At 64.3% G+C, this 13016-nt stretch carries 12 protein-coding genes; 7 read left to right on the top strand and 5 right to left on the bottom strand.

The genetic code is table 11. The annotated features are described in order from the left end of the window. Positions 1 to 89: 89 nt before the first annotated feature. Together A2I95_RS15530 and purE are read right to left on the bottom strand one after the other, a co-directional pair. Positions 90 to 1166 carry a 5-(carboxyamino)imidazole ribonucleotide synthase gene (locus A2I95_RS15530; RefSeq protein ID WP_291730797.1) on the bottom strand — a complete coding sequence of 359 codons (1077 nt, stop codon included), beginning with the start codon at positions 1164 to 1166 and terminating at the stop codon, positions 90 to 92. Beyond that, entirely contained in the window at positions 1159 to 1647 is a 489-nt protein-coding gene (purE, locus tag A2I95_RS15525; protein WP_291730795.1) for a 5-(carboxyamino)imidazole ribonucleotide mutase, read from the bottom strand. Before purE ends, A2I95_RS15530 begins: the two co-directional genes overlap by 8 nt. A 269-nt stretch (positions 1648 to 1916) precedes the next feature. On the opposite strand from purE, the gene A2I95_RS15520 reads away from it, so the two are divergent. After that, on the top strand, positions 1917 to 2231 hold the full coding sequence (locus tag A2I95_RS15520; RefSeq protein WP_291730794.1) for a DUF1272 domain-containing protein: 315 nt from the start codon (positions 1917 to 1919) through the stop codon (positions 2229 to 2231). Positions 2232 to 2270: 39 nt separating this feature from the next. On the opposite strand, the gene A2I95_RS15515 is transcribed toward A2I95_RS15520, so the two are convergent. Further along, positions 2271 to 3560 carry a solute carrier family 23 protein gene (locus tag A2I95_RS15515; protein ID WP_291730793.1) on the bottom strand — a complete coding sequence of 430 codons (1290 nt, stop codon included), beginning with the start codon at positions 3558 to 3560 and terminating at the stop codon, positions 2271 to 2273. Between the two features lie 231 nt (positions 3561 to 3791). On the opposite strand from A2I95_RS15515, the gene A2I95_RS15510 reads away from it, so the two are divergent. Further along, positions 3792 to 5831, top strand: a complete 2040-nt coding sequence (locus A2I95_RS15510; RefSeq protein WP_291730792.1) for an NADH:flavin oxidoreductase — start codon at positions 3792 to 3794, stop codon at positions 5829 to 5831. A gap of 200 nt (positions 5832 to 6031) precedes the next feature. Here the strand turns inward: A2I95_RS15510 and A2I95_RS15505 are convergent, their stop codons facing one another. Next, the gene (locus tag A2I95_RS15505) at positions 6032 to 6256 is read right to left on the bottom strand and encodes a YdcH family protein (protein ID WP_027258133.1); all 225 of its coding nucleotides are present in this window, start codon (positions 6254 to 6256) and stop codon (positions 6032 to 6034) included. 181 nt (positions 6257 to 6437) lie between these two features. On the opposite strand from A2I95_RS15505, the gene A2I95_RS15500 reads away from it, so the two are divergent. The 5 genes from A2I95_RS15500 (at position 6438) to A2I95_RS15480 (ending at position 10637) form a co-directional block, all read left to right on the top strand. Continuing rightward, positions 6438 to 6851 (top strand): Hsp20 family protein, encoded by a 414-nt coding sequence (locus A2I95_RS15500; RefSeq protein ID WP_291730789.1) that lies wholly within the window; start codon positions 6438 to 6440, stop codon positions 6849 to 6851. Between the two features lie 5 nt (positions 6852 to 6856). Then, positions 6857 to 7081 carry a DUF1150 family protein gene (locus tag A2I95_RS15495; protein WP_291730788.1) on the top strand — a complete coding sequence of 75 codons (225 nt, stop codon included), beginning with the start codon at positions 6857 to 6859 and terminating at the stop codon, positions 7079 to 7081. A 114-nt stretch (positions 7082 to 7195) separates the two neighbouring features. Then, on the top strand, positions 7196 to 8338 hold the full coding sequence (locus A2I95_RS15490; protein WP_291730786.1) for a hypothetical protein: 1143 nt from the start codon (positions 7196 to 7198) through the stop codon (positions 8336 to 8338). Continuing rightward, the gene (locus A2I95_RS15485; RefSeq protein WP_291730785.1) at positions 8338 to 9222 is read left to right on the top strand and encodes a PhzF family phenazine biosynthesis protein; all 885 of its coding nucleotides are present in this window, start codon (positions 8338 to 8340) and stop codon (positions 9220 to 9222) included. The genes A2I95_RS15490 and A2I95_RS15485 overlap by 1 nt, the downstream gene beginning before the upstream one ends. A gap of 218 nt (positions 9223 to 9440) precedes the next feature. After that, the gene (locus tag A2I95_RS15480; RefSeq protein ID WP_291730784.1) at positions 9441 to 10637 is read left to right on the top strand and encodes a 50S ribosomal protein L11 methyltransferase; all 1197 of its coding nucleotides are present in this window, start codon (positions 9441 to 9443) and stop codon (positions 10635 to 10637) included. Between the two features lie 138 nt (positions 10638 to 10775). On the opposite strand, the gene A2I95_RS15475 is transcribed toward A2I95_RS15480, so the two are convergent. Then, positions 10776 to 12851 carry a bifunctional sulfate adenylyltransferase/adenylylsulfate kinase gene (locus tag A2I95_RS15475; RefSeq protein ID WP_291730783.1) on the bottom strand — a complete coding sequence of 692 codons (2076 nt, stop codon included), beginning with the start codon at positions 12849 to 12851 and terminating at the stop codon, positions 10776 to 10778. Positions 12852 to 13016: the final 165 nt, after the last annotated feature.

The following is a 13016-nucleotide window of genomic DNA, read 5'->3' as shown; positions in this document are numbered from 1 at the left end:
GCCTGCCGCTTCTTTCTGGTCAAAAATACCTCCGGGGTTTGGGGCGGAGCCCCAAGTCGGGCATGGGTTTGGGGCAGAGCCCCAATCCATCAGTCCTGCCCTTTCACAACCCGGTTCACATGACCCATCTTGCGGCCCGGCTTGGCCTCGGCCTTGCCATAGAGGTGGAGCGCGCAATCGGGTTCTTTCGCCAGCTCGGGGATGCGGTCCACGTCGGCGCCGATCAGGTTTTCCATCACCACGTCCGAATGGCGCTGGCCATCACCCAGCGGCCAGCCGGCCACCGCACGGATGTGCTGTTCGAACTGGTCGACGGTGCAGCCGTTCTGGGTCCAGTGGCCGGAGTTGTGCACCCGCGGGGCGATCTCGTTGACGATCAGACCCTCAGGCGTGACGAACAGCTCCACCCCCAGAACGCCGACATATTCCAGCGCGTTCAGGATCTTGCCGGCCATCAGCACCGCATCCATGCGCTGCGTCTTGCTCAGGCGGGCAGGCACGGTGGTGGTGTGCAGAATACCGTCGCGGTGGACGTTTTCGCCGGGGTCGAAACAGGCGATCTCACCTTTCGTGCCGCGGGCGGCGATGACCGAGACTTCATGGGTGAAGGTCACGAAACCTTCGAGAATCGAAGGCGCGCCTGCCATTGCGGCGAGCGCCTCGCTTGCGTCTTCCGGCGCCTTGATGCGGGCCTGGCCCTTGCCGTCATAGCCGAAGCGGCGGGTTTTCAGGATCGACGGCGCGCCGATTTCTGCCAAAGCGGCGTCGAGGCTGGCCTGATCGGTGATATCGGCAAAGGGCGCGGTTTTGAGGCCCAGGTCCTGCAGGAAGGTTTTCTCGGTCAGCCGGTCCTGGCTGATGCGCAGCGCCTCGCGGCCCGGGCGGATCGGTTTTTGGGATTCCAGCAGGTCCAGCGCAGAGGTCGGGATGTTTTCGAACTCGTAAGTGATCACATCGACACATGCGGCAAAGGCGGCCAGGGCCTCGGCGTCTTCATAGCCGGCGGTGGTCACCTGGTCGGCGACATGGCCCGCGGGCGGGTTGGTGCCGGGTTCAAAGATGTGGGTCTTGAAGCCGAGGCGGGAGGCCGCAACCGAGAGCATCCGGCCGAGCTGGCCGCCGCCGAGGATGCCGATGGTGGCGCCGGGCTGCAGGGCTTCAGTCATCGGAGGGTTCCTCGGGGATGGAGGCAGACAGGGTCTCGCGCCAGTCATCCAGGCGCTGGGCCAGATCTGTGTCTTGCAGCGCCAGGATGCCTGCGGCCATCAGGCCCGCATTGGCAGCACCGGCGGAGCCGATGGCCATGGTGGCAACCGGGAAGCCCTTGGGCATCTGCACGATGGAATAGAGCGAGTCGACACCCGACAGGGCACGGGTCTGGACCGGCACGCCCACAACGGGGACGCGGGTTTTGGAGGCGACCATGCCGGGCAGGTGGGCAGCACCGCCGGCACCTGCGATGATCACCTGCAACCCGCGGTCGGCGGCGGATTTTCCGTATGTCCACAGCCGGTCCGGGGTGCGGTGGGCCGAGACGATCTTGGCCTCGTATTCGATGCCCAGATCATCCAGGATAGTGGCGGCTTCTTTCATGGTGGGCCAGTCGGATTGGCTGCCCATGATAATGCCTACTTTGATGTCGGCCATGGCGTGTTGGCTCCTGTCGCGGCTTGTGGAGCGCGCACTATAGGGAAACTGGGACTTGGCGCAATGCGGCTTGGGCCGGAAAACGGGCGGATTGGCCCTGTTTTACGGGCTTTGGCGCTTTGCCGCAGGGGGCGGCTCCCGCCCGCGCGGGATGCAGGCAAGCTGCACCGCCTTGCGGTTGGGCGCGGCGCCGCGCGGCGCCGCGGCGCGGGAGGCTTGCGCCGCCCCTGATCCGCGGGCAGGGTGGCTGCTGGAACAGGGAGACGGCGATGCTGGAACTACGCCCCAATTGCGAGCTGTGCGATAAAGATCTGCCGCCGGATGCGGCGGATGCGCGGATCTGCAGCTATGAGTGCACCTATTGTGCGGAGTGCGTGGAGCAGGTGCTGCATGATGTCTGCCCCACCTGCGGCGGCGGCTTTGCGCCGCGGCCCATCCGGCCGAAGACGGCCTGGCGGGCAGAACTGATGCTGGGGCTGGGGAGCCATCCGGCATCGACGGAACGGGTGCATTCGACGTTCACCCGCGCGGACATCGAAGCGCATGTGGCGCGGATCCGGCATCTGAAGCCGAAAGAGCGGTGATCGGAACCGCCGGGCAGGCGGCTCCGGTTGTTTCCTGGATCAGTCCCGCTGTTTCGGCAGGATCAGGTTCAGCACCAACCCCGCAACGCCGGAGAGGCCAATGCCCGCTAGGGTGAAGCCTTCGCCGAATTGCAGCGTCAGCCCGCCCAGACCGATGATCAGCACGGTGGAGATGATCACCATGTTACGCGCCTCGGACAGCGCCTCGCCCAGTTTGGCCAGAACCGACAGGCCGACCACGGTGACCATGCCGAAGAGCAGGATCATGATGCCGCCCATCACCGGCATCGGGATGGTGGACAGGGCACCCGACAGTTTGCCCGCGAACGACAGCGCGATGGCGAAGACCGCGGCCCAGGTCATGATTGCCGGGTTGAAGGCGCGGGTGAGCGTTACGGCGCCGGTGACCTCGGAATAGGTGGTGTTGGGCGGGCCGCCCAGCAGGCCCGCAGCGGCGGTGGCCAGGCCGTCGCCCAGCATGGTGTTCTGGATACCGGGTTTTTCCATATAGTCGCGCTTGGTCACATTGGAGATCGCCATGATGTCGCCGAAATGTTCAATCGCAGGCGCGATGGCGACCGGCAGGATGAACAGGATGGCGGCGAGGTTGAACTCCGGCGCGACGAACTCCGGGACCGCGAACCAGGGGGCGCCGGCCAGCGGAGCGGTGTCGACCAGGCTTTGCCCGGTGACGGTGCCAAGGATCAGCGCGGCGGCATAGCCGGCAGCAACACCGGCCAGGATCGGCACCACGCGCATGATGCCGCGGCCCAGGATTGCGGTCAGCATGGTGGTGCCGAGGGCAACAGCGGCCAGCAGCAGGGCGGTGTTCTTGGGCATCACCTGGGTGTCGCCCGCAAGGCCGGTGGCCATGTTGACCGCCACCGGCGCCAGCGACAGGCCGATCACCATAATTACCGGGCCGACCACCACGGGCGGCAGCAGCCGGTGCATAAAACCCGCGCCAAAGGCCCGGATGGCAAAGCTGAGCGCCACGTACAGCAGCCCCGCCGCCGCCAGTCCGCCGGTGGTCGCCGCCATGCCCCATGTCTGCACGCCGTAGATGATCGGCGCGATGAAGGCGAAGGACGACGCCAGAAACACCGGCACCTGGCCGCGGGTGACGATCTGGAAGATCAGCGTGCCAAGCCCCGCGGTGAACAGGGCGACACTGGGATCGAGACCGGTCAAGAGCGGCACCAGCACCAGCGCGCCAAAGGCGACGAACAGCATCTGGGCGCCGGTCAGCGCCTGTTTCAGGGAGAATTTGTAGTTGGTGTCCTGGGCTTCAGGCACCGGAGTATGGTCGCTGGTGGCGGTCATTGTCATTCTCGTTCTTTGGTTCAGCCGCTTGTGCGGAAGGCTCCTGAGTGGAGGCCGCGCACAAAATCCGGCTGCTGGTAGACGGAAAATCCGGCTTTGACCATCCGGTCAGAAGGAGATTCCGCCCGCCGCGGGCAAGGTGTCGCAACAGGGCCGGGAAATTGCCGGTTTTCTGCAAGCCGGGTGGCGGTCGGACCGGGCCTGCTGCAGGTGGCAGCATTTAACGGACCGCGACCCATGACCTTGGACAATGATCCTCTCCTCCAACCCCTGCAGATCCGGCATCTGAGCCTGCGAAACCGGATCATGAGCACAGCCCACGCGCCCGCGTTCCAGGAGGGCGGGCATCCGCGCGACCGTTACCGGCTGTATCACGAGGAGAAGGCGCGCGGCGGTATTGCGCTGACGATGATTGGCGGCTCGACCAATATCGCGCCGGACAGCCCGTCGGTCTTCGGGCAGCTCTATGCAGGCGATGATAGTATCATTCCTTGGTTTCAGCGTCTCACAGACGGGGTGCGCAAGCATGGCGCGGCGGTGATGTGCCAGATCACCCATATGGGGCGGCGGACGGCTTGGGATGACGGGAACTGGCTGCCGGTGCTGGGGCCGTCGGGGCGGCGGGAGCGGGCGCACCGGGCGTTTCCCAAGGTGATGGAGATGGAGGAAATCTCCCGCGTCACCAGGGATTTCGCTGCCGCGGCTGAACGCTGCCGGGCGGGCGGGTTTGATGGCATTGAACTGCTGTCGCATTCACATCTTTTGGGGCAGTTCCTGTCGCCCTTGGTCAACACCCGCGAGGATGATTACGGTGGCTCGCTGGACAACCGGTTGCGGCTGACGCTGCAGGTGCTGGAGGCGGTACGCGAGGCGGTGGGGCCGGATCTGATCCTGGGTCTGCGGGTCACCGGGGATGAACTGACGGAGGGCGGCCTCAGCGCCAGCGAGTGCGTTGCGGCAGCGCAGAAGATTGCGGCCACCGGTGCGGTGGATTTTCTGAATGTGCTGGCGGGGGCGCCGTATGATGATCTGGGGCTGGCCGGCTGGGTGGCGCCGATGGGCTTGCCCGCCGCGCCGGATTTGACCGTTGCGGGCCGCATCCGCCAAGCAGTGGATCTGCCGGTGTTTCATGCCGGCGGCGTGGCGGACATCGCTACCGCCCGCCATGCGCTCCGCGAAGGCCAGGCCGACATGATCGGCATGACACGGGCCCATATGGCCGATCCCTATCTGGTGGCCAAACTGCGGCGCGGCGAAGAAGAGCGCATCCGCCCCTGCGTGGCGCTGGGCTATTGCGTCGACCGGGTCAATCAGGGCAAGCCTGCGGTCTGCGGCCACAATGCAGCCACAGGGCGCGAGGCGGTGATGCCGCATGTGATCGCGCCAGCGCCGGAGCGGCGCAAGGTGGTGGTGGCCGGTGGCGGTCCGGCCGGGCTGGAGGCGGCGCGGGTGGCGGCGGAACGCGGCCATCAGGTGGTGCTGTTTGAGGCCAGCGGGCGGCTCGGCGGGCAAATTACCTTGGCGGCCAAGGGCATGACCCGGCGCCAGATTTGGGGCGTGGCGGACTGGCTGATTTCGGAAGCGGAGCGGCTGGGTGTGGAAGTGCGGCTGAATACTTACGCCGAGGCAGACGACGTGCTGGCCGAAAATCCGGACGCGGTGATTGTGGCCACCGGCGGCTGGCCGGAGGGTTTGGAGATCCCCGGCGGGCATCTGGCCGCCTCCGCCTGGGAGGTGCTGAGCGGCGAGGCGCGGGTCGCGGGCGAGGTGCTGCTGCTGGATGAGACCGGCGATCACGCGGCGCTGGTCTGCGCGGATGCGATGGCGCAGGCCGGCTGCAAAGTCACGCTGGCCACGCCTGACCGGACGGCAGCGCACGATCTGGGGCCGACCAATTCTGCGGTGGTGCTGCGCGATCTGGCGCGGCAGGGCGTCACGTTTGAGTGTTTTCTGGAGCCGGTTTCCGTGGCTGCGGAAGGGCGCCGCAAACGTATCACCCTGCGCCATGTCCTGACCGGGGAGGTGACGGAGCGGGTTGCGGATCATGTGGTCAGCGAACATGGGATCACCCCGGCGGATGATCTCTACCATGCGCTGAAGCCGCAATCGCGCAACATGGGTCAGCTGGACCACCAGGCAATGGTTGCCGGAACCAGCCCTTTTGCCGCCATCAATCCGCAGGGCAGCTTCTGGCTGGCGCGGGCCGGTGATGCGGTTTCCGGGCGCAATATGCATGCCGCCATCTATGATGCGCTGAGACTTTGCAAAGATCTCTAGGCCGCAGAGCAAACGCCGCCGCTCAGCGCGCCGCCAGGCGCGCTGCCGGGCCCAACGCCTTGCGGCGCAGCTTGGCTGCGCAGGCAAGGGGGCGGGAGAGCCGGGGGTGATGAAACGCCGCGTTCTGCGGCTGAACCCCGGCGGCTTTGGCAGGGGGCGGACAGCGCCGGGCAGGCCGGCGCCGTGTCCGGTGGCAATTGTCAGGCGATAATATCCGGGGTCAGCCGGTCTTCGATCAAGGCGATCTTGTCCTTGAGGACGAGCTTTTGTTTCTTCAGGCGGCGGATTGTCAGCTGGTCGCTGGTCGGGCGCTCTTCCAGCGCGCCGATTGCTTCGTCCAGATCACGGTGCTGCCTGCGGAAAACCTCCAGCTCAACCTTAAGGACCTCATCGGTCTTCATCGACACATCTGTGGGTGCGTTCATTGGCGACTCAGTAAAGCTTATGAATGAAGTGAGGCTGAAGATACTTCCTTAACCGCTTTTCCGCTAGACCTATGGGCACATGCTCTTGTGAAACCAGCAGGAACTTCCCATATTCTTCTGGAAGCGGCCGCCGGATACGGGGCCGTGCGCATCCGTCGCTTTGGCATAAAGGACGAACACCGTGTCGAAACTAACCTTGGGCTCTTACCCGCATATGCTGGGGTTTGAGCAGCTGGAACGCCTGCTGGAACGCTCGGCCAAGTCGGGCAACGAGGGCTATCCTCCCTATAATATCGAACAGACTTCCGATCATTCCTACCGCATCACCCTGGCCGTGGCCGGTTTTGCTGAAGAAGACCTGGCGATCACCGTCGAGGACCGCCAGCTGGTGATCCGCGGCCGCCAGCGCGACGACAGCGAGGGGCGGGTGTTCCTGCACCGCGGCATCGCGGCGCGCCAGTTCCAGCGCATGTTTGTGCTGGCCGATGGCGTCGAAGTGGGCGAGGCGGTGATCGAAAACGGGCTGCTGCATGTGGATCTGACCCGTGCCCGGCCCGAAACCGTGGTTCAGACAATCAGTATCAAAAAGGGGTAAGAGCAATGCATACACCGTTTGATTTCAGCCAGGGCGCAGACCGGACCGTCTATGTAAAGGCGGTTGCGGTTGCGGATCTTCCCAAGGATGTGCAGGAAAACGCGGGCGGCCACGCGCAGCTTTATGCGGTGCATGACGCCGAGGGCGGCCAGCTGGCGCTGGTGGCCGACCGGCGTCTGGCCTATGTGCTGGCACGGCAGAACGACATGACACCGGTTTCGGTGCATTGACCCCCGGGTAACCGGGGCGCATCCGCCGGAAAGCGCTTGATTTTCCCAACAGCAGGCTCCCATTTGGGGGCCTGAATTGTTTTGAAGACACCAGGATCAAGGAAGGCGCATTTGATGTTCCGTACAATCCGCCCGATCGCAGCCGCTTTGGGGTTTGCCCTGCTGGCTGCCCCGGCTGCCGCCGATCCCTTTGTCAAATGCGTGCAGGGGCAGCTGGCGGGGCTGGGATTTAACCCCGGCCCGGAAAACGGCGCGCTGTCGCAGGCAACACTGCGCGCCTGGACGTCGATGCGGCAGAGCCCGGCAGCGGCAAAGGCCGGACACCTGGCAAACCTGCCCGCGCTGACGCAGAAAACCGCGATCCATTGGTGCCGGGAGCTGCCGGCGTTGAAATCCGGTTTGGAAAAACACTTGCCGTCGGCGGCCCCGGTCCAGATTCTGGCGGATACGCCCAACGCGGAAAAAGGCGTCCGGCAGGCGTATGCGCGAACCCTGCGGTTCATGGAAAAGGAATACGGGATCGTTCTGGCCGGTAATATCGGCATCGCGGCTGCGGGCAACACCAAGACGGTTCAAACTTATGTGCGCCGCCTGCTCAGCCGGATGTCCACGGCCCGGTTCAACCCGGACGCCGCCATTGCCAGCCATTGCAACAAACCCTTTGGCGTCGCGGGGGCTGCCTATCTGAAATTCATGTATATCTGCTGGGACAATCCGCATCAGGCGGACAATGCCTGGCTTAAGCGCTCGCGCAAATGGCTGGGGGCAATGATGGCGCATGAATATATGCATCTGGTTCAGGCGGAGCTGGGCGGTGCCCGTGCAGAAGGGTTCAACGGGGCGGCTGTGCGGCGCCGGATGGGGCCGTCCTGGTTGGTGGAGGGCAGCGCCGAACTGGTTGCGGCGCGGTTTGGAAAGAAGGCCTTGCGCCTGCGCGCGCCGGGCCTGTCCGAGCTGCGGGATGCCTCCCTGGAGTCGAAGCAAAGCCTGAACGCGATGCGGGCGCCCAGGACGGTCCGCACCGAGGGCGATTATGACTTTTCGCATTTTGCAGTGCATATTCTGACCCGTATACATGGCGAGGATGCTCTGTTCGGGTTCTGGCGGCAGCTCAGCACCGGCAAGAGCTGGGATCAGGCGTTTCATGAGGCATTCGGCACCGGCTTGGGCGCATTCGAAGCGCAGGTTATAGAATTGCGCAAGACACCGGGGGCCGCAAGGGCCTATATAGCACAAATGCGGCGGAGGAACGCGTGATGGCAGATTTCAACTTTGACTGGGTAGATGCATTCTCGGGCCGCGCTTTTGGCGGCAATGGCTGCGCGGTGGTGCATGAGGCGGCGCATCTGCCGGAGGCGGTCTGCACCGCATACGTGCGGGAGACATCGCTAGTGGAATGCACGTTTACCGGCCCGTCTGACGTGGCAGATGTGAAGGTGCGCTATTTCCTGGCCAGCCGCGAGATCCCCTTTGCCGGCCATCCGACCATTGCCACGGTGGCGGCAATGCGGGACAGGGGGCTGATCGCCGGGGGCAGCATCACGCTGGAAACCGGGGCTGGGATCGTGCCGGTGACGCTGGAAGGCGATCTGTTTTCGATGACTCAGGTGGCGCCGGAATTCGGTCCCTTTGCCGATCCTGCGCTGGTGGCGGCGGCAGTGTCGCTGCCGGTGGAGGCGATCGTGGGCCGCCCGCAAAAGGTTTCGACCGGGCTGCCGTTCTGCATCACCGTGCTGCGTGACCGCGCGGCGCTGGAGGCGGCAGAGCTGAACCTGGAGGCGCTGGCAGCGCTGGGCCGGTCGCTGGGCGCGGACGGCATCGACATGATGGAGCCGTTTCTGGTCACGCTGGAGGGCGCAACCGAGGCGGGCGATACGTTTTCGCGCTTGCTGATGGCGCCGCCCAGTCCGCCGGAGGATCCGTTCACCGGGTCCGCAACCGGCGCCATGGCGTCGTACCTTTGGCGTCACGGGCTGATCGAGAAGGCAGAGTTTGCGGCTGAGCAGGGCCACGGGCTGGGCCGTCCCGGCCAGGCGCGGGTGTCGCGGGTTGGCCGGGCCGACGCGATTGAGGGCGTGCAGGTGGCAGGTGAAGGTTTTGTGCTGATGCGCGGCACGGTGGACCTGCCGGACAGCGCATAACTTCAGGGGATCTGCTGCAGCCTACAGGCAGATCGTGCTGCGCGCCTTGAGGTATTTTGAACGCAGAGGGTGCGGGGCTGCTTTTGTCCAAGGCGGCGGCCCGCGCTTTTCCTTTACCGAATTTTAGAGGCGCATGGCGGATAGTCTCAAAAACCGCATTTGCCTCAAAATAGGGAAAGTAAGAATTGCTTCAAAATCAAACACCCCAACTGCCTCAAATGCACCGGTACCCGGACACGAAAGACGCAGAAAAGCTGGTCCAGCTGGCAAAATCCGAATCGCTGGGCGATGGCGGCATCCGGACCTCGCAGATCCTGTCGGACGCGCTGGCGGCAGACCCCTGCCACCATGAAGCGCAGGTTCTGCAGGAGCGGCTGCATCAGGCGTTTGTGCCCCGCTGGCATTTCCCGATGCTTGCGGACAAGGCCCGCAACCGCGCCTACGCCAAGGCCATCGCGGCCAAAGTGCGGCCGGGCGACGTGGTGCTGGATATCGGCTGCGGTGCGGGTTTGACGGCGATGCTGGCGGCGCGGGCCGGCGCAAAACATGTCTACACCTGCGAGCAGCAGCCGCTGATTGCCCAGGCCGCAACCCGTGTCATCGCCCAGAACGGTCTGAGCGACCGTATTACGGTCATTCCGAAATGGTCCCACGATATTGTTGTCGGCGAGGACATTCCGGAGCAGGCGGATGTGGTGATTTCAGAGATCGTCGATACTGTGTTGCTCGGCGAGGGGGCGCTGGCGACATTGACCCATGCGATGGGCGCGCTGGCCAAACCGGAGGCGCGGGCGGTGCCTGAACGGGGAACACTGAAGGCGCAACCGGTGGAAAGCGGTGATCTGCTGGGCCTTTGGCGGCCGCAGGAGGCGGAAGGGTTCGATCTGAGCGCCTTTCACCCCTTTGCGCGCGTGGCCCAGCTGACGCCGAATGACCTGGAAACCTGTGCGCTGCGGCCATTGGGGGCGGCGGCGGAGCTGTTCCAATTTGATTTCACCCGGCCGGACATTAACCCGGCGCGGGCAACCAAGGATCTTGTCTGTACCGGCGCCGGCACCATTCACGCGGTCTTTGTCAGTTTTGAGATGGAACTGGCCCCCGGCATTCTGGTGACAAATGATCTGCGGTCCGGCGGCCATTGGGGGCGGACGGCGTTTCTGCTGGATCAGCCGGTGTTTGCGGAGGCCGGCGCGCAGTTGCGCGTGACCGCGCAGCATGATGCGTCGCAGCTGAGCCTGTCGGTGCATGAACTGGCATACCGTTCTGAAGTTGCGGAACCTGCTGCCCTGTGGATGACCGGGGATTGGAAAGGCGGGTGCACTCTGCGGGCCGGTAGCGGCGCGGATGTTCTGGCGCCAGTGGTATGGGCTCCGTCCGATGCCAAGGCTGTGCCACTGGGGCAGCCCTTCCACTAGGGCCTGAAAGCGGGTGCCGGAATTATGCGATAATTCCGGTACGGAAAACACGTGTTTTCCGTACCGTTTCCCGTGCCGGGAAACGGAAGCGGCCCGCCGGATGGCGGGCCGCTTTCTTGTTTCACACTGCTGTCCGGATCAGCCGGAGATCAGACCCATGCTTTCCAGCTTCAAGAGCACCTGGTGGGCGCAGTTGTCGACGTCGACGTTTTCAGTCTCGACGGACAGCTCCGGGTTGGCCGGAACGTCGTAGGGGTCGGAAATGCCGGTGAATTCCTTGATCTTGCCTTCACGGGCCAGCTTGTACAGGCCCTTGCGGTCGCGGCGTTCGCACTCCTCGATCGTGGTGGCAACATGCACTTCGACAAAGGCGCCGAAGGCTTCGACGTCTTCGCGCACAGCGCGGCGGGTGGTGGCATAAGGCGCGATCGGGGCGCAGATGGCGATGCCGCCGTTCTTGGTGATCTCAGACGCCACATAGCCGATGCGGCGGATGTTGAGGTCGCGGTGCTCTTTGGAGAAGCCCAGCTCAGAGCTGAGATTTTTCCGCACGATGTCGCCATCCAGCAGGGTGACCGGACGGCCGCCCATTTCCATCAGCTTGACCATCAGAGCGTTGGCAATGGTGGATTTGCCGGAGCCGGAGAAGCCGGTGAAGAACACCGTGAAGCCCTGCTTGGAGCGCGGCGGCTTGGTGCGGCGCAGTTCCTTGACCACTTCGGGGAAGGAGAACCACTCGGGGATTTCCAGGCCTTCGGCCAGGCGGCGGCGCAGTTCGGTGCCGGAGATGTTGAGGATGGTGACGTTGTCGCGGTCGGCGATTTCGTCGTTCGGCTCGTACTGGGCGCGTTCCTGCACATAGACCATGTGTTTGAAATCAACCATTTCGCAGCCGATTTCGGACTGGTTGGCACGGTAAAGCTCCTGGGCATCGTAGGGGCCGTAGAAGTCTTCGCCAGCCGAGTTTTTGCCGGGGCCTGCGTGGTCGCGGCCAACGATGAAATGGGTGCAGCCGTGGTTGGCGCGGATCAGGCCGTGCCAGACAGCTTCGCGCGGGCCGGCCATGCGCATCGCCAGGTTCAAGAGCGACATCGAGGTGGTGGCAGCCGGGTATTTGTCCAGCACCGCCTCGTAGCAGCGCACGCGGGTGAAGTGGTCGACGTCGCCCGGTTTGGTCATGCCGACCACCGGGTGGATCAGCAGGTTGGCCTGGGCCTCCTTGGCGGCGCGGAAGGTCAGTTCCTGGTGGGCGCGGTGCAGCGGGTTGCGGGTCTGGAACGCAACCACCTTGCGCCAGCCGACTTTGCGGAAGTAGGCGCGCAGCTCGTTCGGGGTGTCGCGGCGGCCGCGGAAGTCATAGTGGACAGGCTGCTGAATGCCGGTGACGGGGCCGCCGAGGTAGATCTTGCCGGCCTGGTTGTGCAGGTAGTTCACCGCCGGGTGGGCGTCGTCATCGGCGCCGAATACCTTTTCCGCTTCGCGCGATTTGTTCGGCTCCCAGCGGTCGGTGACGGTCATGGTGCCCAGGATCACGCCTTCCTGGTCGCGCAGGGCAATGTCCTGGCCGATTTCGATGCTGCCGGCAAAATCTTCGGACACATCCAGAGTGACAGGCATCGGCCACAGGGAGCCGTCGGCCAGGCGCATGTTTTCGACAACACCGTTATAGTCGTCTTCCGACAGGAAGCCTTTGAGCGGGTTGAAGCCGCCGTTCATCAACAGTTCCAGGTCGCAGATCTGGCGCGGGGACAGGTCCCAGCTGGTCAGGCCTGCTGCTTCGACCTTCAGTTTTTGTGCGCTTTCGTAGGAAACATAGAGCTCTGGGATGGGAGCCAGGTTGCTTTGCATAGGATGAGTCCTGTGTTTGAGAGGGGGCAGGCCGCTTGCCGTGCCTGTGAGTTCCGCGTGCAGCGCGTTGTATTCTGCGAGCTTGCGGGCGAGGAATTGATCGGTGAGCCGCATTTTTTCCACGGCACCCCGGGTGGTCAGCGAATAGGCAAACCGCTGCCGCTTGTCGGGGCCGGGACGGTTGCTGATGGTGATCAGGCCGGTCTCCGCAGCCTGACGCAGCTGCGTATTGAGCCGCCCCAGCGAAATCCCCAGCGCCGCCGCCGTTGCCCGCTGCGATGCATCCGGCGCCGCATCTAGCTGGCGCAGGAGCCGGAAGAGCAGATCTTCCTCGTCCGGGGTGGATGTGGTCAGGGTTTCGGTCACGGCTCAACAGCTTAAAGTGTGTTCACACGTGAACGCATTGCATGATTTGACTGCAAAGCAAAGTGCAAATCAGGGAGGGTTTGCGATTTTCTGCCGCGTTGTTTTGCTGCAACGGGGCAGGCGGGGCGGCAGGTTATCCGCTTTTGGCGGGCTGAACCGGGCGGC

Source organism: Leisingera sp. F5 (assembly GCF_001593695.1).
Note: the sequence above shows the minus strand (reverse complement) of the source record. Positions and strands in the feature narration are given on the sequence as shown.